The organism is Bacteroides celer (genome assembly GCF_002632415.2).
Taxonomy (GTDB): Bacteria; Bacteroidota; Bacteroidia; order Bacteroidales; family Bacteroidaceae; genus Bacteroides.
The window spans coordinates 1236257-1255892 of the sequence record NZ_CP178209.1 but is presented as its reverse complement, the minus strand read 5'-3'; the positions used below and the strand labels follow the sequence as shown (position 1 = coordinate 1255892).

The 19636-nt window shown below is 40.4% G+C and carries 12 protein-coding genes; 6 read left to right on the top strand and 6 right to left on the bottom strand.

Translation table 11 applies throughout. The features are described from left to right. Positions 1-107: 107 nt before the first annotated feature. A complete protein-coding gene (locus tag CJF29_RS04650; RefSeq protein WP_004321885.1) occupies positions 108-2171 on the top strand; it encodes a TonB-dependent receptor in 2064 nt (687 codons plus the stop codon). Next, positions 2168-3325 carry a DUF5074 domain-containing protein gene (locus tag CJF29_RS04645; RefSeq protein ID WP_004321886.1) on the top strand — a complete coding sequence of 386 codons (1158 nt, stop codon included), beginning with the start codon at positions 2168-2170 and terminating at the stop codon, positions 3323-3325. Before CJF29_RS04650 ends, CJF29_RS04645 begins: the two co-directional genes overlap by 4 nt. Before the next feature lie 40 nt (positions 3326-3365). Here the strand turns inward: CJF29_RS04645 and CJF29_RS04640 are convergent, their stop codons facing one another. Further along, on the bottom strand, positions 3366-4235 hold the full coding sequence (locus tag CJF29_RS04640; protein WP_413544544.1) for a transposase: 870 nt from the start codon (positions 4233-4235) through the stop codon (positions 3366-3368). Positions 4236-4437: 202 nt separating this feature from the next. Between CJF29_RS04640 and CJF29_RS04635 the strand changes: the two genes are divergently transcribed. From CJF29_RS04635 to CJF29_RS04620, 4 genes are all read left to right on the top strand, one after another. Continuing rightward, positions 4438-6057, top strand: coding sequence for a PL29 family lyase N-terminal domain-containing protein (locus tag CJF29_RS04635; protein ID WP_004312387.1), 1620 nt, complete (start codon positions 4438-4440; stop codon positions 6055-6057). Beyond that, positions 6057-7769: a PKD-like domain-containing protein gene (locus tag CJF29_RS04630; RefSeq protein WP_074908757.1), complete on the top strand. Its 1713-nt coding sequence runs from the start codon at positions 6057-6059 to the stop codon at positions 7767-7769. The genes CJF29_RS04635 and CJF29_RS04630 overlap by 1 nt, the downstream gene beginning before the upstream one ends. 128 nt (positions 7770-7897) lie before the next feature. Beyond that, the gene (locus tag CJF29_RS04625; protein ID WP_099146190.1) at positions 7898-9253 is read left to right on the top strand and encodes an MATE family efflux transporter; all 1356 of its coding nucleotides are present in this window, start codon (positions 7898-7900) and stop codon (positions 9251-9253) included. Between the two features lie 13 nt (positions 9254-9266). Continuing rightward, the gene (locus CJF29_RS04620; RefSeq protein WP_099146220.1) at positions 9267-9845 is read left to right on the top strand and encodes a Crp/Fnr family transcriptional regulator; all 579 of its coding nucleotides are present in this window, start codon (positions 9267-9269) and stop codon (positions 9843-9845) included. Positions 9846-9954: 109 nt separating this feature from the next. Here the strand turns inward: CJF29_RS04620 and CJF29_RS04615 are convergent, their stop codons facing one another. Genes CJF29_RS04615 through CJF29_RS04595 form a run of 5 tightly spaced genes read right to left on the bottom strand, consistent with a single transcriptional unit; the run spans position 9955 to position 19622 of the window. Continuing rightward, the gene (locus CJF29_RS04615) at positions 9955-12693 is read right to left on the bottom strand and encodes a GH92 family glycosyl hydrolase (RefSeq protein ID WP_099146219.1); all 2739 of its coding nucleotides are present in this window, start codon (positions 12691-12693) and stop codon (positions 9955-9957) included. 10 nt (positions 12694-12703) lie between these two features. Next, positions 12704-13888, bottom strand: a complete 1185-nt coding sequence (locus CJF29_RS04610) for an MFS transporter (RefSeq protein WP_004312382.1) — start codon at positions 13886-13888, stop codon at positions 12704-12706. Positions 13889-13893: 5 nt separating this feature from the next. Next, complete coding sequence (locus tag CJF29_RS04605) at positions 13894-14997, bottom strand: DUF4185 domain-containing protein (RefSeq protein ID WP_004312381.1); 1104 nt, start codon at positions 14995-14997, stop codon at positions 13894-13896. Between the two features lie 16 nt (positions 14998-15013). Continuing rightward, positions 15014-16507 carry a RagB/SusD family nutrient uptake outer membrane protein gene (locus CJF29_RS04600; RefSeq protein ID WP_008998877.1) on the bottom strand — a complete coding sequence of 498 codons (1494 nt, stop codon included), beginning with the start codon at positions 16505-16507 and terminating at the stop codon, positions 15014-15016. A gap of 13 nt (positions 16508-16520) precedes the next feature. Beyond that, positions 16521-19622, bottom strand: coding sequence for a SusC/RagA family TonB-linked outer membrane protein (locus tag CJF29_RS04595; RefSeq protein WP_004312379.1), 3102 nt, complete (start codon positions 19620-19622; stop codon positions 16521-16523). Between the last annotated feature and the right edge of the window lie 14 nt (positions 19623-19636).

Sequence of the window (19636 nt, the reverse complement as noted above, 5' to 3'; positions counted from 1 at the left end):
GAAAATAAGCAATTATCTTTTATTTGGTATAATAGCTATATGTCCGTTTGTGTAGATTGAATTCAGATCTGAACAAACGGATTTTTTATACCTATAAAATAAAAGACATGCTTTCTATTCAAGTCCATTCATACAATAAGCATTATATCCATTTACGGTGGATATTATGTTTGATTCTATCTCTATTTACCACATTACCGGCCATTTCCCAGTCCAGGGTTCGGCATCAGACTTCTCTGTCTGATACACTTCTCAAACTCAAAGAAGTTACTATCTACAGCAACCGGATGCAAAAAAAGATGTCTCCTGTACAGATTCTGTCCGGCAAAGAACTTGAGAAGCTCAATGTTTACTCCGTTGCTGATGCTTTGCGCTACTTTTCCGGAGTACAGATAAAAGATTACGGAGGTATTGGAGGACTAAAAACCGTCAATATACGAAGTATGGGCAGTCATCATGTCGGAGTATTTTACGATGGTATTGAATTAGGAAATGCGCAAAATGGAGTCGTCGATCTAGGCCGTTTTTCATTAGATAATATGGAAGTCATTTCACTATATAATGGTCAAAAAAGTGCCATCTTCCAACCTGCCAAAGATTATAGTTCCGCAAGTGCCATATATATGCAGACACGAAAACCCCTATTCAAAGGGGAAAAGAAAAACAATCTGAACATCGGGGTGAAAGGCGGTTCATTCTCTACCATCAATCCGTCACTACTTTGGGAACATCGTTTCAACGAACGAATAAGCAGTTCCATCAGTACGGAGTATATGTATACATCAGGACGATATAAATTCACATACGCCAAGAAAGATGGTTACGACACAACAGCTGTTCGTCAAAATGGAGACGTAAGAATGTTACGTTTGGAGAATGCATTCTTCGGAAAAGTCCCCAAAGGAGAATGGAAAGCCAAAGCATACCTATACAATTCAGAACGAGGATATCCCGGAGCTGCGGTAAGAGAAGAGCCGGGTAAGTTTCGCCATCAGGACCGGCAGTGGGATACCAATCTGTTTGTGCAAGGCTCTTTTCAAAACTATTTTAAGCCTTGGTACAGTCTGCTAGCCAACGGAAAATATGCTTATGACTATCTCCACTATTTATCCGATCCCAGACTGGATGTCACCACCATGTACGTAGACAATCACTACCGACAACAAGAAATCTATGCTTCGGCCGCCCATTTATTCACCATCTATCCCTGGTGGAGTATGTCATTATCCAATGATTTTCAATGGAATACATTACGGGCCGATCTCATAGATTTTGTCTATCCAACCCGTAATACAATCCTGACTTCTGCCGCCACGTCCTTTGATTTCAACCACCTCATGTTGCAGGCGAGCCTGTTATATACTCATGTCGACGACAATACACGTACCAAAGGAGCTAATGCAGGCACCAAAAACAAATACACTCCTTCTGTCATAGCCACCTGGCAACCATTGACCAAGTTCCCTCTGAATGTACGGGCCTTTTATAAAAAAGTCTTTCGCATGCCGACTCTCAATGATTTGTATTATACTTTTATAGGCAATAAGGACTTAAAACCAGAATATACCACCCAATACGATGTGGGTATCACTTTCTCTCACACCTGGAATAACCATTGGCTGAAAAGCCTGGACTTACAAATAGATGGTTACTATAATGAAGTAGATGATAAAATCATTGCCATGCCTACCTCCAACCAGTTCCGTTGGACTATGATTAATCTCGGACATGTGGAAATTCGGGGATTAGACGCAGCCATACGAGGAGAATGGGGCTTCGGAAAGGTGGAACTTAGCACTCTCTTCAATTACACCTATCAAAAGGCACAGGATTTTACCGATCCTACCAGTGAATGGTATGGAGGCCAGATTCCTTATATACCTTGGCATGGAGGTTCCATCATCCTCAATGGAAGTTACCAAACATGGTCCTGTAACTATAGTTTCATTTATACAGGTGAACGTTATGAAGCAGTCGCCAATATCCCGGAGAACTACGCACAGCCCTGGTATACCCACGATTTTTCCCTATCCAAAACTTTTCAATGGGGGAAAACGGGAATACGTGTAACGGCAGAAATTAATAATATCTTCAATCAGCAATATGAAGTAGTGCAATGCTATCCTATGCCCGGTACAAGTTTTAAAATCAAATTAAACGTCATGTTATGAGAATATCTGTTCTATCCATCATTATCTGTTTTGTTCTTCTATCGACTTCTTGTCGCGAAGATGAACGCATTATTCCGTCAACTCCCAACCAAGTTACTCCCGGAGTAAGCGGTACCTCTGTCAAAGGTTTCTTTCTACTCAATGAAGGAAATATGGGAAGCAACAAGGCTACCCTTGATTACTTTGATTACGAAACCGGTATCTATCATAAGAATATCTATGCGGAACGGAACCCGGGAGTCGTACAAGAATTGGGGGATGTGGGAAATGATATCCAAATCTATGGAAATAAGTTATATGCCATCATCAACTGTTCTCATTTCGTAGAAGTGATGAATGTAGAAACAGCAAAACACATCACGCAAATTTCCATACCTAATTGCCGTTATATCGTCTTTAAAGATAAATATGCATACGTCAGTTCGTATGCAGGCCCTGTCAAAATAGATCCCAACGCCAGACTGGGGTATGTAGCACGTGTTGACACTACCACACTGACTGTCAAGGACACCTGTGTGGTCGGCTACCAGCCGGAAGAAATGGTGATTGTGGGCAACAAACTCTATGTAGCCAACTCCGGCGGGTATCGCGTACCTAATTATGACCGTACGGTATCCGTCATCGACTTGAACACATTCAAAGTTATCAAAACCATTGATGTGGGAATCAATTTGCATAGAATGGAATTAGACCAATACGGAAATATTTATGTCTCATCCCGGGGAGATTATTATGACACTTACTCCGAAACATTTGTAATAGATTCCAATACCGATAAAGTAATCGATGAATTACCGCTTCTTCCCAATACAGAAATGGCCATTTGCAGAGATTCACTGTATGTATACAGTACAGAATGGAGTTATTACACCAACAGTTGGACAGTCTCTTACGCTATTTATAATACAAAAACAAAGAAAACTGATACCCGCAATTTTATTACAGATGGTACGGAAAAATCTATCAAGATACCTTATGGAATAGCAATCAATCCGGAAACAGGTGAATTCTTCGTCACCGATGCCAAAGACTATGTGACTCCCGGCACATTATACTGTTTCTCCCGGGATGGAAAAAAGAAATGGTCAGTCATCACGGGGGACATTCCGGCACATATTGCCTTTACAGATAAGAAACTAAAAGAGATTCAATAATTCACAATTCTATTAATAATGCGAATCAGTAGTTGATTCCTTAGTTAAAAATTAGATAAATCAATGCGATGGCAATTTTTCCCATCGTATGTACCAGCAGTCCAGATGTAGATCTGACTTTCATCGCTCTTTGAATATTTGTTTTTTCATTCAACCAGTTGAAAAATGATTCAATGGGTTGTCTGACTTTTGAGACTGCCGTTGAAAACAAGTCTCTTGCCGCTTTCTCCCTTTTTGTTATTTCAGGTGATTCTCCTTTGATAGCTTTTACAGGAGTAAATAGCTCGAGTTTTTTGTATTCTTTCGTCTCTTTATAGAATGGTATATCCGAATATATTTTATCGGCATATATTTCTCTATTGTTCAGATTTCCCACACATTCTCTTTTGAATACAGTGGAGTCATTTTCATCCGCAGCGGAAAGTATGAGCATTTCAGGAAAAGGTATAGTTCCTTTTCTACGGAAAGCCACTGCATGGAGTTTTAGTCCGAAGTAATACATGTTCTTTGTCGAACAATATCCTTTGGAAGTAATCTCAGTGGCTACCTTTCCTACTTTGTTCTTTCCCGCGCAAGTAATGATAGGCATCGAGTCAACTAATGATTTCATACTGTCACAATCTTGAGGTTTGAATGAATGGATTAACTGCCTGACGAGTTCGCTGATTGCTTCCGGCATCAAATTCAATCTATAATTGAATGTTTGGTAAGAAGGCAAGTCAGGGAACCATGAAAGCAGGTATTCCTTGGTAAAGGTATGTATGTCTTTGATTTTAAAGTATTGCTGATAAGCTCCACAGAACAGATATACAGTAAGCAGTTCCTGATCGGTAAAGATTGGATGATTGTTATTACTGAACCTCTGGCAGTAGAACTTGAGTGAAGACTCGTAAACATCGCAGATATACATATATGTTTTTATAAGTTTTAATTCTTTCTCCTTGGGAATCATAATTAGAACAATGAGTGGTTTTATTCTTCTAATATACTGATTTTCAAGGAGATTAGAAAATTAATTTATGAGATAATTAACTGAATAATAACATTTTAACAAGCGAAAAGGCTGATGTTTATCAACTGCTGATTCGCATTAATAATTAAAAACAAAAGCAATGAAGAAAATTCTATTTTTACTGCTCACTGTCGTTACAGTATGCAGTTGCTACAATGACGATGATCTCTGGGATAAAGTCAATGATCTCGACGGACGAGTAGAAACACTAGAAACAACAGTCAAGAAAATGAACTCTGAAATTACAACTTTACAGAGTTTGGTAGACGCATTAAATCAAGGGAAAGTAATCACCAACACGGAACAGACATCTGATGGCTACACATTAACTTTCAGTGATGGAAGCACCGTATCTATCAAAAATGGAAAGAATGGTACAGATGCTCCTGTGATTGGAGTGAAAGCTGACGAAGACGGAATATATTACTGGACCATTACTACCAACGGTACTACAGAATGGCTGCCGGATGCAACTAACAAGTTAAAAGTGACAGGTACAACTCCAGTTATGGGAGTTGACAGTGACGGATACTGGACCGTTGATACAGGCGAAGGAGCCAAACGTATTAACGGAACAGACGGAAAACCTGTGAAAGCGGAAGGACAAGACGGAGACTCTTTCTTCAAATCTGTTACAGTTAATGACAATCATGTACTAGTTACTCTTGCAGATGGAACGTCGTTCACATTGCCCAAAGGGGAAACATATACATTTGACATTGCCAATAGGGATTATACCTTGTTCTCGTCTAATGAAACAAGGACGTATCTTCTTACAACTGCCAATATAGACGACGCAACATTAATTGCTATTCCGCAAGGATGGACAGCGGTTCTTAATGATAAAGACTTAAGAATCACAGCTCCGGCAGTTTCAGGTGATGATGTCAAAGATGGTGAACTTAAAATACTTGTCACTCCGTCCAAAGCTTTCGGTAAAGTAATAAAAATGCAATTAAGAGCAGTGCGTGAAGCACACTTCTTGACATTCGAGGATGTTGATTATAAAGGTGATGCTAACATGGTAGGAGAAAGAAACTGGTCATCATTAATTGACAGCCAACAATATGGTGGCCCACTACTTTATCCTAAGAATAACCAACTCTATAACTGGAGTGATGCAAACAACACTTTTCTTGCTTCCGAACTTCCTAACGGATGGGGTGATTACCAATACTGGGGTGGCGGACACGCAATTTCCAATTATCTGGATATGGATCTTACTCATGGAGACTTCCAGCACCAACTAGCCGTTTATTATCAGGATGCAAAAACTGGTTTTGGAGGACATAATGGTTCCAAAAACTTCTGCGTACATTACGGCTATGCAGACAATTCCGGATATGCCAACGGTCCATTACCCTATATTTACTTTGGAGACGGAGTTGCTCGTGTAGTTGACCACATGTATGTGACTATGACGACCTACCTAGCCAACTGTGTGGCCAACGGTAACGGTTTGACCGCACCCGCAGGCAAAGATGATTGGGTGAAACTGGTTGCTATCGGTTATGATGAAGATGGAAAAGAAGTAGCTACACGTCCGGAATTTTATTTGGTTGGAGCCGAGGGTAATATACTTGAATGGACAAAATGGGATTTATCCGCATTAGGCAAAGTGGTCAAAATAGACTTTAATGTAACTGGAAGTAATGATAACGGATATGGTTTCAGCCAACCTGCCTATTTTGCTTATGATGATGTAGCAGTGAGATTCTAATGAAACATATTATACTTTTTTTATTTGTTCTGTTAGCATTAATATCATGCGTGAAAGAAGAGGAGGACTCTCCTCTTCTTTCCGCTCCTGTCATTACCTTGAAAGAAGAATCCCCCATCTATAAAACAAAAATTGGTCGGGAGATAACCATCGCTCCCATTTATGAAAATACCGATTCGGAAACGACCTTTAACTGGACAATAGATGGAAAGAGTATCTGTACCACTTCCACCCTGACATTTTCAGCCGATGAAGCAGGCAGGTATTTCATTCTGATTTCTGCCACCAATGCCGGAGGGACAACAGAAAAGGAGATACGTATCGATGTCTTTCAACTTGATGTACCTACTATCTCTATTGCGGATGCCGACAAAGGTTTCAAAGTGCTTCAAGGCTCTGAACTAACCATTACACCTATAGTAGATTCTTTTCTGGAAACCAGTTACTCCTGGCAAATAAACGGTGAAGATATTTCGAACGAATTAACCTGTACTCTCCCCACAATCGAGCTTGGCGAATATCAAGTTCGTTTTGCTACTCACAATGAAGATGGCGATGACGAAGTAACTTTCAAAGTAGAAGTTTGTTCACCGGATCAAGTAGATTTCAACTGGACATTCCTGCAAACGGAATATAACATGTCAGCCGGCAGAACTATCCGTATCAAACCGGTTGACGTGAATAATGCACTGGATGCAGTCTATACATGGACCGTGGACAATGAACAAGTGCAATCCGGAGAAAATGATACTTATCTGTTTACATCCGAGCAGCAGGGAGAACACACGGTAAAGGTCGAAATGAAGAACTCATATATACTCGCTACGCAAACATTAAAAGTCAATGTTTGCCCTCCCGCAGGAACATACCAGCGGAAGATTAGCGCCACAAGTTCTGCGTCAATGAACAAAGTATATGAATATTTACCGGCTCCCGGTCAATTCATCAATGAGAGTCATACCACAACAACTATGGCAGAAGCCTGCACCTATGCAGAAGAACGAATCAATCAGACGGCTTATGTTTCCCTAGGCGGATTCGGTGGATACATCATCGTTGGATTCGATCATAGTATCGTGAATGATGGAGATTACAACATTGCTATTACAGGAAACGCTTTTGATGGTTCGTCAGAACCGGGAATTGTATGGGTAATGCAGGATGAAAATGGTGATGGGTTACCTAATGACACTTGGTATGAATTACGCGGATCCGAATATGGGAAAGCCGAAACCTGGCAGGACTATGCCGTCACCTATCATAAACCAAGTGGTATTCAGCTTCCCACCCCATGGACAGACAATCATGGTCAAAGTGGGTCTATTGATTATCTGGGTGCTTTTCACCGGCAAGACTATTATTATCCCGCCTGGGTAAAGGAAAAACAATATACTTTGCGAGGTACTCGCCTGAAAGAGCGTAATTACGATCAATCCGGTAATGGTACTTATTGGGTAAATGATAGTTATGAATGGGGATATGCTGATAATTTCAGTGCCATTGATCGTCTGACAGATGATGACAACTATAATGCCGGACCGTCTGACAATCATTTCAAGATATCCCATGCTGTAACTTTCGACGGTAAGGATGCAAACCTGAAGTACGTTGATTTTATCAAAGTACAAGTGGGTGTTAATAGTAAAAGCGGTTGGTTGGGTGAAATATCCACTGAAGTTTTTGGAATAAAGGATTTCAACATGCTCAAATAATTGATAGAATATACATAAGAGATTCTTTTCCCTATTAAATATAGAGATAAAAATTACCAAATGGTAATTTTTATCTCCTCCCATAACCCTACCTTTGTCGCCATTTTCAACGACAAAGGTAGAAAGTTATGAAAGATAGTATTGATTTCGGCAGTATGAACATCTCCACGTTGTTCCGTAAATTACTAATTCCTACGGTACTTGGGATGGTATTCTCGGCTCTGTTCGTTATTACGGACGGGATATTTGTAGGAAAAGGAATTGGCAGTGACGCGCTGGTGGCAGTAAATATCACTGCACCGCTTTTTATGATCGCAGCGGGTATCGGACTGATGTTCGGAGTGGGAGCTTCGGTGGTGGCTTCCATTCATTTATCTCAGGGAAAACGCAAAGTAGCAAGTATTAATATCACTCAGGCAATTGCTTTTTCCGCATTGCTCATACTTATCCTGTCTGCTCTGTGCCTTTATTTTATAGAGCCATTAGCCAGATTATTAGGTAGTTCGGACCGATTGTTGCCGTTAGCTGTAGAATATATGGCATGGTACATTCCTTTTCTCGTATTCTACGAAGTCTTAAATATAGGTATGTTCTGCATCCGTCTGGACGGTTCACCCACCTATGCCATGATGTGTAATGCGGTTGCAGCCATACTCAATATCATACTGGATTATATATTCATCTTCGAACTTGGTTGGGGAATAATGGGAGCAGCTTTTGCCACCAGTCTGGGAACTGTCGTGGGAGGGTTGATGACACTGATTTACTTACTCCGTTTCTCTCGTACCCTCCATCTATGCCGGATAAAGTTAAGTATCAAAAGTCTGTTACTGACTCTTCGCAACATCGGTTATATGATTAAACTGGGAAGTTCTGCTTTTATCAGTGAAGCTTCCATTGCCTGTATGATGTTTCTGGGGAACTACGTTTTCATCCGCCATCTCGGTGAAGACGGAGTGGCAGCATTCAGTATTGCCTGTTACTTCTTCCCTATCATCTTCATGGTCTATAATGCCATTGCACAATCCGCACAGCCGATTATCAGCTATAACTTCGGAGCCGGACAACCCGAGCGTGTACGAAAGACACTGCATCTCGCCATTCGGACCGCTTTAATCTGCGGTATCAGCTTTTTCATTCTTACCGTACTATGCTGCCAAGACATCGTTTCGTTATTCATTGACCGCAGCTACGCTGCATTTGATATAGCAGTAAACGGGCTTCCTTATTTCGGAGTAGGATTCATTTTCTTTGCCGTCAACATGATTGGCATTGGTTATTATCAGAGTGTCGAAAGAGGTCAGCGAGCAACAATTATCACTCTTCTCCGGGGAGTCGTATTTATGTTGATGGGATTCTTTGCGCTCCCTCCGGTATTGGGTATACCGGGTATCTGGCTAGCCGTACCATTGGCAGAGTTATTAACCACTTTCTATATTTTCGGAATTTATTTGAAAGATCGTTTCATTGTCTGCCGACGATAAGTATCTTTGCAATATGAGAACATTCATTGAAAAACTTTGCGATAGATACAAGGTATCTGAAACCGATGTACAGTCTCTACTGAACTATATGGAAGAGGTACATTTCAAAAAAAGAGATTTAATAGTACGCGAAGGGACAAAGAACTGTAATCTTTATTTTATCAAGACAGGAATATGGCGAGCCTATTATCATAAAGACGGAGTGGATACTACCATCTGGTTTGCGTCAAACGGAGAAGCTGCTTTCTCCGTCTGGGGCTATGTAGATAATGCCTACTCATTAATAAATATTGAGGTCATGTGTGACAGTGTGGCCTATTGTATTTCCCGAACAGCTCTGAATCAGCTATTCGCCTCATCCATCGGACTCGCTAATTTGGGGCTCCGCCTCATGGATCATCAGTTTCTTCAACAGGAGAACTGGCTTATCAGCTCGGGAAGCCCACGGGCTAAAGAACGCTATCTCAACCTTATCAAAGAGACTCCTGAATTATTGCAATATGTACCTTTAAAACATATTGCGTCTTACTTGTGGATAACTCCGCAGTCGCTAAGTAGGATTCGGGCGAAGATAGCATCTTCTTCTCTTTAATAGACGCCTCTAAAAGAAGTGGTTCTGTCAACATGATTAGTTATAACAGAACCACTACTCGGCATTATTCCAATCACTTAATAGAGAAATAACAACTGTTTTATTTCAATTATAAATCTGAGTCCGGAGCCAAATATTTAAGTTTTCCCCACGATTTATTGGGTTCATTGCCTAACCATAGCTCAAGCTTTCCTCCTTTCGTAAAGTCTGCATGATTAAATTGTGCATAATTCCATTCCATACCGTTCAATTGCGCACGTTGGATATAACAATTTTCAGCAGAATTATTGTGGGTAGTTATAGTAAATGTACTTCCTTCATAATAATCCCCATTCAGTTTGATTGTGATCTTATCAAAAATAGGTGAAGTAATATCGTAGTATGGAGTATCAGATTCCGTACCTGTTACACTAAATAGTCCAAGTGCCATCAATGCACTGACCCCTCCCATTTGACCTTCATCTTCATCATGACCACCGTACCCTTTATCTGGAGTAATTCCTCCATACGCACGTTCTTTTACCTGACGTACCCAATATTGTGTCAACCAAGGTTTTCCACCATAAGCAAAGATGTGTGCGTTAGAACATCCGGGCTGATTAGCATAACTTACGTATCCTCCACTGTAAGCATAAACAAAATCTAAATCTCTTGCCTGCTCAAATGCGAAATTTAATTTCTCGCAAAACTTATCTGCTCCTCCCATCATCTTTACCAGCTTAGGCAGTTCATGAGACAAAGACCATGTGGCCTGCCAGGAATTCGCTTCCACCCAACCGTTTCCACTCAATGCATCCTGATGCAGCCATTCACCATTTCTCTTTTTCGGAAATACCAAGCCCAGTTCCGCATTGAATAAAGGAGTCCATGCTCGTGAGCGTTTTTCAAACATACGTGCATCCGAGTGTTTTCCCAACCTTGCAGCCATCCGGCTTGCTCCCCAATCTTGAAATGCCCATTCCAGAGTTTTACTTGCATTGTCCGGACAATAACCATGACTGATATAAAACTTTAAATCATCAGCACTCTCATAGCTCATCATTCCGCCAGGCATATGATTACGTTTTATGACATCAAATGTATGCAAAGGATCGGCTTTTTTCATAATTCCTTTCATATATGTACTTACCAGCAAGCTGGTAGCCGGACAACCGCTCATAATAAATGAATATCCACCCGAACATGCCCCACGAGGCAACAGCTTACCATTATCAGCATACTGAACTAAACAAGCAGATAAATCATCCATGACTTCGGGCCATGCCAGACCCCATAATACGTTTAAATTCCAGTGTGTCAACCAAAGCCCGTCAAAGCCATACATATTAAACTTAGGTTTTCCATCCGCCGTAAGTGGAAGACGACGTACCTTCATAGGTTCAGACGTACGTTTATTGACGTATTTATTTCCGGCATAATCCGGATAATAGCCATTCACATCATTTATTTTATGTCGCCCTAGCAATACATGCCAAAGGTCAGTGTAGAATTTGATGCGTTGAGCATCCGTACCACCTTCAACAGCTATACGTCCTAAAGCCTCATTCCAGACAGAACGGGTTTCTTTACATACCTTGTCAAAATCCCAATGGTTCAGTTCCGCATCCATATTGGCTATTGCATTGTCTACGCTTGTATATGAGAATGCCATTTTAAAAAGCAACTCTTCAGCATTCAATTGTCCAAAGTTCAAAACCATACCGGTAGCATTCCCCGCAATAGCCTCAACATCGGGCAAGACACCTTTCTCATTCCATCCGTCAATGCTTTTTATGGGACGGTTACAATCTAGTACAAAGCTTATTTTTATGCTGTCAGGACCACCCCAAAAGCGTTCTGTCGTGAAAAATTCTCCTACAACACGTGTATTGCTGACACGCAGTAAGGTAGCTTTATCCATAGAGCAATTCCCTAAAACACTACCTACATCCACCAATAATTTGGCATTTACATTTTCGGTATAATTCAAACGGTAGAATGTAGCCCGCTCTGTTGCCGTATACTCCACCCAAGTCTTATACCGGTCCAAATACAGACGATGATAGCCTGGCTGAATTATTTCACTTTCATGTTTAAAAGGTGATTTCCATCCTGCCATACCTTCAGTAGGATTTATTTCCCCTACAACCGGCATAATGTTCGGACCGGAAATCATCCATTCATTTATTTGAGAGAATCCTAAGATATCCGGAAAATTATAATTATATCCGCCACCTCCCTGATTTTTATTGCGGGTGAAAGCATGAGCAGCCACCATACCAAAGGGACGTCCGCCCGGAGTACAGAAAAACCACCGTCCCCGGGTAGTTTCAATATAAGGGTCAACCCACTCTACATAGTCAGTTTGATTACCATGTGCGGCAAAAACTTCGATTTCAGACAACCCCAAATTCTTTCCATTCCCATCTGTTGCCTCAAAACGAATCCATTTCACCTTTTTCTTAGGGAAAGAGATACTTTTCGGGCTTCCATCATTGGGAATAGCTGTTACACTAAGCTGAGATCCATCACTGAAATGAAGAGTTCCACCGGCAAGGTGTTCAGCAAGAGATACCCGGTCATACAGCACCACTCGATCCACACACACTTCTTCATCCCATTCCAACTGTGCCCACGGGGTATACATGACTCCCCACGATGTAACACTTCCCTTGCAAGCCCACTCGCCCTTATCATCATACATTATTTTACCGTCAACCAGGTTGTCGGCAGCATAATTCTCATTCAACACATTAGATACCGTGACATGCGCCCGTGGGGCTATATTATCTTGTGCTGCCTGAAGTACAAGAATATTGCTGCACCATATAGCAGCTACTAGCAATCCTTTTATTATGTTTTGATTCATCATTATATTTTTATTTATTATATGTCTGCTCTCCACATTTCCGTTCTCCTACCGCAAAAGCACAATAGGTGAGATACAACACACAAAGTAAAATGACAATAACTCCAGCCGTAATTCCGGCGTTATCTATTGCAAACCCAATAACAGGAGTTACCACTCCCCCTCCGGCTACAGCCGTCAGCATTAACCCGGAAATCTGATTCATTTTTGTGGGACACTCTTGAAATGCCATCGAGTAAATAATAGAAAATACAGACGAAGCAAAAAAGCCAATTCCGCCAATACATAATAGACTAACAGCGGGATTCTGAACACTAATCAATAATACAAGCATCATGATACATGCCAGAATATTGACTTTGAAATAGCGGGCACCTGCAATGCGGGTCAGCAAGAAAGCACCGAGAAGAGCACCAACCGTTCTACTAAAGAAATATACTTGTGGAGCAAACTTCACTTGTTCCGCAGTCCAATCATACCGGATGCTCATTAATTTTGAACTGACATAATTTGTAGCGACATCCACACCTACAATAAAGAATATTCCCAAAAAAAGAATGAGTATGGTTCTATTTTTCAGCAGGTTGAAAGAATCAGAAACAGATACTTTACTCTCTTCCACCTGCTCTCTCCGAATGGGAGTAAACGTCAACCATAAAGCAAAGAATAATGTAATAGCGCCTAAAATGGGGAAACAATAATACCATTTATCATCACCAAAATGCAGGGTAGCAAATAATACAATTTCAGGACCTACCAACGAAGAGACAGCCTTGATAACCTGTCCGGCCGTCAGACTGCTAGTCAATAGCCGAGGGCTGGAAATAACATTATTCAATAACGGATTTAAAGAGATCTGTAATATGGCGTTCCCTATACCTAGCAAAACATACGCAATAACACATGTTACACTACTGTAGACCAACAATGGCAAAAACATCCCAACAACTGTTACCGCCATACTGGCGAGTACTGTATTTTTCCGTCCGTATTTACTCATTCTGTTACCAACAGGAATCCCTAAAAATAGAAACCAGATAAATACCATTGAAGGAACAAAACCTGTCATAGTTGGAGACCAATTAAAGCTCTTCTGCATATAGTCGGATGAAATACCGACTATATCACAGAATCCCATAACAAAAAAAGCGGCAAGCACGGGAATGGCTTTCAAATAAGAGTTATTCTTTACCATAACTATCACTTTAATATATGATCTACGGGTACCCAGAAGAAACGAGGCTGGTACAATGATGCCTTCTCAAATACCTTCTTCAAATCATAGGTATTAACGTTATAACACATCAATATTTTATCATTTTTCATGTATTGAGGATGTACCATTGTATTATAAGTCATCATACTGTCTTTTTCAAAATTAGGTTCATCGACCGTATAGAGCAATTTCTCATGACTAAATGCACCTTCAGGGCTGTCGGCAATATAGGAATAAATTTCTTTGGCATTTCCCGAACGATTTTGGGAAACCAACACAATTTTTTCATTTAGACTAAATACATTGAATTGCTCAGAGATATTTTTCTGAAGTCCTTCAAGTTTCGCTGTTTTAGTAGCATCCGCCTGCCAGCTAGCCCCATCCCAATACACAAAGTTCGCCAGCTTATTATCAACCAATTCAGCCTTCGCCACATGAACAACTGCCTTTGCTCCTGTCGAGTCCGACTTTGTTCCGTAAATGTAGATTGCATTTTGATAAGGCATCACTGCATGTCCATAGTGTACACCATTCTGATTGGCAGCAGGGATATTCATCTTATCAATGATCTTCATGGTTTTCACATCCAGACGAAAATAGTCACAACACATATATTCAAAACCAAAAGATCCCTCACCCACTTTCCTGAACTTGGACATGAACAAATGAAGAATACCATCTTTCACAAATCCATCTCCAGGCCAATACCAACGGGGTGAATCCCCATCCTGCTCTGCCAGTATATATGCAGAAGGATTCTTCAAATCACCACTATACAAGGTCTCCAGTTCTCCTTTCTCATTGATAATCGTAAAAGTGTTACCCATCACAAATTTAGAGTCTTTACTCCTTTTATCATCGACAACATCTCCAAAAAACGAGTCACCCCACATAAAAAGATTCCGTCCATCCTTCAAGTCTATTGATATAGCACCGTCACCTCCTGTCACTCCACTGCCAAGTCCAGGCATCAACCGTGTACACCACATTGAATCCAGTTCGACTTCCATCTGTGTTACAGATGACTTATTGTTGTTTTGGCAAGATACAAATAATGTACAGGCCAACAAATAGATAAACTTATTCATAATTCTATCTTTTTGGTTATTGTCCATAGCCTTCATTCTGCGTAATCATGTTTTGTGACAGGTCTATTTCTCTTTGAGGAATAGGAAATTTCACATGGTATTCTTTAGGAGTAGATTCCGGTTTGGCAGCCTTTATGATAGACACAAATTCTTGCGGTGTACACATCCTGGTCAAATCAAACCAACGATGTCCTTCCATCACAAATTCATGACGATACTCATTCAATACGGCCTTCTTAAATCCCTTATAGTCAGTAGGTACAGCCGTGGTCAGTCCGGCACGGTTCCTTACAGCATTAATTGCGATTACCGCCTCCTCATTAGCTCCTTGATTTATTTCATTCAAAGCTTCGGCTATAATCAAATACATCTCTGCTGTACGAATTGCCGGAAATATAGCCTCTGTATTATTCCCTTTAGGTTCGGCTTGACTATCCCAATACTTAAAAACATAGGGCTTATCGAAATCCTTAATGCTACCATCACTATAAGTAAAACTTCTCTTCAAAGTAACATCCAGGCGCTGGTCATTCTGCTGGTCAAAGCTATTCCATAAATCTTCGGTAGCATTTTCCCATCCTTGGGCATTGCTTACTCCGTCAAGGGCAGGCAATAAACGTACCAAAAACTGTGCACCTTTCCAACCTTCACTCAACGTTGCGCTAAAGTTTACTCCCCAGATTATTTCCGTATTAAAACGATTGGCCACTTTAAATAAATCACCGTAGTTTTCAAGCATAGGGAAATTCGGGATGACAGATTTAGCCTTGTCTACAGCAAGCTGGTAATGCTCCTGACTATGATGTTCTGCTGCATAAGTTAGATAAACCCTGGCTAACAAAGCTGATGCAGATGCAGGATAAGGTCTTCCTCCGCCAAAGCGTTCAGTGTACTTCAAATCGGTTTCAGCAGTCTTAAGATCCGAAAAGATCAATTCATAAATTGTCTCTTTGGAGGTCCGGCTAGTTGCATCTTCCTCTGCACTTTCAACATTATGTTCGCGTAAAGGAACATCACCAAACATCCGGATCAAATCAAAATACATCATTGCTCTAAAGAATTTTGCTTCGGCCACCAACTGATTTCTTAAAGTCACATCCATATCAATAGATGGAACTTTATCAATCACGACATTACAACATTTTATCGTTTGATAAAAATCTCTCCACAGCAATTCTACAGGCTGATTATATTGGTCTATTTGCATATTTTCCACCGATTGGTAGTCAATGCTGGTCTGATTAGTTTCCGAATTATCAGCAAACATATCCTGAAGAACCCAATAATCATTGTAGAAAGTACCACCATAGTTTTTATCCCATAACCCATTCGGAGCATATCCGATAATCAAATAATCATAAATAGCATTGGTGGCGGATATAGCATGCTGAGCTGTTTTATAATATCCTTCACTTGTAATATTCCCTTTAGGCACTTCGTCGAGGAAATCCGAACAAGCAGTGAACATGAATGCTCCACTCAATAAAATGCTTAATATGTATTTTTTCATAATCTATTCTTTTTTAAAAATTCATTCTTAAACCAAACTCATACGATTTAGACATCGGATAAGAACCATAATCAGCTCCCATTGAAAGATTGTCGTTAGAAAAACGACTTACCTCAGGATCATATCCGGAATAATTGGTGAACGTATAAATATTCTTTAATCCGGCAAAGATTGTAAGTCCCTCACAATAAAATTTCTGAAGGATGCTTTTGGGGAAAGTATAACTTAACGTGATATCTTTTATTCTGAGATATGAACCGTCTTCCACATAATGATCGGACAAAATAGTACCAGATGATTTAGTCGTGGCACGAGGATATTTATTAGTAGGATTCTCAGGAGTCCATCTTTCCAATGCTGCCACAGAATTATTTTTATGTCCGTCAAAACTTTCCAATGAAAACTTATTGAAGTTCACAATCTCATTACCTACCGCACCTTGCAAATAGACTGTCAGCCCAATGGATGAATGATCGCGCAGGTTATAAGTAAAGGTATTATTGAATCCGAAAGTAAAATCCGGATTAGCATTTCCCAACTCATATAAATCGTCCTCATTAATCACATTATCACCATTCTTATTGACATATTTACGATCACCATGTTTCAAGGTTTTTCCAGAGAAATATGGAATTTTAGACAAGTCTTCGCTCAATTGTGCTATTCCATCAGTTTTATATCCATAAATTGTACCGATAGGCTTACCCTCATTTATTTTAGTCCAATAGGTTACTCCCAAAATAGATGCCCCCGAAAGATTTTCCTGGCTTCCAGCTAAATCTGTAATTTCATTCTTATTGTAACCGAGAGTAAAATTCATATCCCAGCCGAATTTACCGGCAAAAGGTACTGCACCCAAAGCAAATTCAAAACCCTCATTACGCAGACTGCCAACATTCTTTACGGCTGTATCATAACCGGTATTAAACGACACAGGCATAGCAAGCAGCAAGTCGCGCGTATTTTTTCGGTAATAGTCCGCAGTTAAGGTAAGACGATTATTAAATAAACCCAAGTCAAAACCAAGATTCACCTGCGAAGTTGTTTCCCACTTCAAGTCTTGATTACTCAATGTATAAGGCACCACGCCGGTTGCCACTTCACTATTGCCAAAATACGCTTCTGTGTTATACATCAGCCCTTGCGAACTATATGGAGGAATTCCTTCATTGCCCACAATACCATAACTTACTCTCAACTTCATATTTGAAATGGCTTGCGCCCGCTTCATGAAATTCTCTTCTGAAATTCTCCATGCACCCGAGATTGAAGGGAAAAAGCCATATTTATTGCCCTTACCAAATTTTGAAGATCCGTCAATACGACCGGTCAGACTCATTAAATAACGACCACCGTAATTATAATTCACACGAGCCAAATAAGATAACATCTGCCATTCGGAGATACCCGAACTTGCAGCTTGACGCAACGCTCCTGATTGTATTGAGTTGAATCCTAAAAATCCGTCTGTAAAATCAGCTGTTGAAACTGCCGAATTTTCCGAGACAAAAGCTTGCGCTGTCATACCGGCCAAAGCGCTAATCGTATGCTTCTCAAAAGTGTTTGTATAGTTGACGGTATTCTCCCATACCCAGTTGTAACCGTCACGATTTCCTATGCTGGCATAGCCACCATTCGATTCTGCACGTTTAATCTCCCCGGGAGCAAAAGCCTGATCCTTTATATAGAAATAGTCAACACCGATACTAGTCTTAAAGGTTAGATTTTTAATTGGAACCCATTCTAAATAAGCATTAGCCAATGTCCGGAATGAAGTATTTCTATTTTTCGCTTCATAGGCATCTTGCACAGGATTACCCACATTATTAGTTGTAGTCAAATTGTTTTCATAAATGTAATCTCCGGATTCATTTCTCACGGGAAGAGCCGGATTCATTTCCAACGCCCAAGAAGTGATAGAAGAAGCAAATCCTCCTTCCGAGTTCGTTACTACACCATTTGAACGGCTATAACTCAGATTTACAGAAACGCCAGTCTTCAGCCATTTATTTATTTGCTGCCCCAGGTTAATACGAAAGCTTCCTTTTCCAAAATCTGAACCAATAATTATACCATCTTGCAACAGTAAATTACCGGAAACAAAATAAGTAGTTTTATCATTTCCACCTGATACTGAAATATCATAGTTCTGCATAGGTGCTGTACGGAATATCTCATCTTGCCAGTCCGTATTTAGTTTGGACAGATTATTCAACCCAGCAAAAACGGGATTTCTTTCTTCACCAGCATTGTCCGTTGCCTCATTTCCCAACTCGGCCAATTGGACCGCATTCAGCATATCCATTTTTTTAGTTACCTGCTGCAATGTGTATTTAGCTCCGATAGAGACTTTAGGCTTTCCATTCTTACCTTGTTTGGTAGTGACCAGCACCACACCATTCGCCCCACGGGCACCGTATATGGAAGTTGCAGAAGCATCTTTCAAAATTTCAATAGATTCAATATCATTGGGATTGATATTAGTCAAAGGATTAAGAGCCGGATTCTTTAAAGTCCCGGTGCTGAATGTATTTGCATCACTAATCACAGGAACACCATCAATCACATACAAAGGTTCATTGTTTCCATTAATAGAACTGGTACCTCTGATTCGAATAGAAGTTCCGGCACCTGGCTGACCCGAAGTGTTTAAAACAGCCACACCGGCTGCTCTTCCCTGAATACCCTGATCTAAAGAGGTTATCGAAGTGGAAGATAATTGTTCTGACTTAATAGTAGAAATTGACGAAGTCAGATCACTTTTCTTTTGCACACCATATCCTACCACTACCACATCAGCCAATACTTGCATATCATCTTCCAGCACTATGTGAAATTCTCTCTTTTGTGCGGTAACTTTAACGATCTTTGTTTGGTATCCTACAAAAGAAATCTCAAGTACTGATTTGTCGGGAACAGATAATGAAAACTCTCCATCCTTATTAGAAATGGTTCCATAAGTTGAACCTTGCTGTAAAATAGTAGCTCCGATAATGGGGTCACCCATTGCATCACGAACTGTACCCTTGACGTTCAAACTTTGATTCTGTGCACTAACACTTCCCAGAATAAACATCAACAACAATAAAGTTATGCTCCTAAATAAATTATTCATGTGTTTTTATGATT

What these genes read in the sequence shown, in the direction of transcription:
- CJF29_RS04605 (WP_004312381.1), bottom strand. Translation starts at nt 14,997, where the DNA reads ATGAATAAGTTTATCTATTTGTTGGCCTGTACATTATTTGTATCTTGC.
- CJF29_RS04640 (WP_413544544.1), bottom strand. Translation starts at nt 4,235, where the DNA reads ATGTATATCTGCGATGTTTACGAGTCTTCACTCAAGTTCTACTGCCAG.
- CJF29_RS04650 (WP_004321885.1), top strand. Translation starts at nt 108, where the DNA reads ATGCTTTCTATTCAAGTCCATTCATACAATAAGCATTATATCCATTTA.
- CJF29_RS04600 (WP_008998877.1), bottom strand. Translation starts at nt 16,507, where the DNA reads ATGAAAAAATACATATTAAGCATTTTATTGAGTGGAGCATTCATGTTC.
- CJF29_RS04625 (WP_099146190.1), top strand. Translation starts at nt 7,898, where the DNA reads ATGAAAGATAGTATTGATTTCGGCAGTATGAACATCTCCACGTTGTTC.
- CJF29_RS04635 (WP_004312387.1), top strand. Translation starts at nt 4,438, where the DNA reads ATGAAGAAAATTCTATTTTTACTGCTCACTGTCGTTACAGTATGCAGT.
- CJF29_RS04615 (WP_099146219.1), bottom strand. Translation starts at nt 12,693, where the DNA reads ATGAATCAAAACATAATAAAAGGATTGCTAGTAGCTGCTATATGGTGC.
- CJF29_RS04610 (WP_004312382.1), bottom strand. Translation starts at nt 13,888, where the DNA reads ATGGTAAAGAATAACTCTTATTTGAAAGCCATTCCCGTGCTTGCCGCT.
- CJF29_RS04595 (WP_004312379.1), bottom strand. Translation starts at nt 19,622, where the DNA reads ATGAATAATTTATTTAGGAGCATAACTTTATTGTTGTTGATGTTTATT.
- CJF29_RS04645 (WP_004321886.1), top strand. Translation starts at nt 2,168, where the DNA reads ATGAGAATATCTGTTCTATCCATCATTATCTGTTTTGTTCTTCTATCG.
- CJF29_RS04620 (WP_099146220.1), top strand. Translation starts at nt 9,267, where the DNA reads ATGAGAACATTCATTGAAAAACTTTGCGATAGATACAAGGTATCTGAA.
- CJF29_RS04630 (WP_074908757.1), top strand. Translation starts at nt 6,057, where the DNA reads ATGAAACATATTATACTTTTTTTATTTGTTCTGTTAGCATTAATATCA.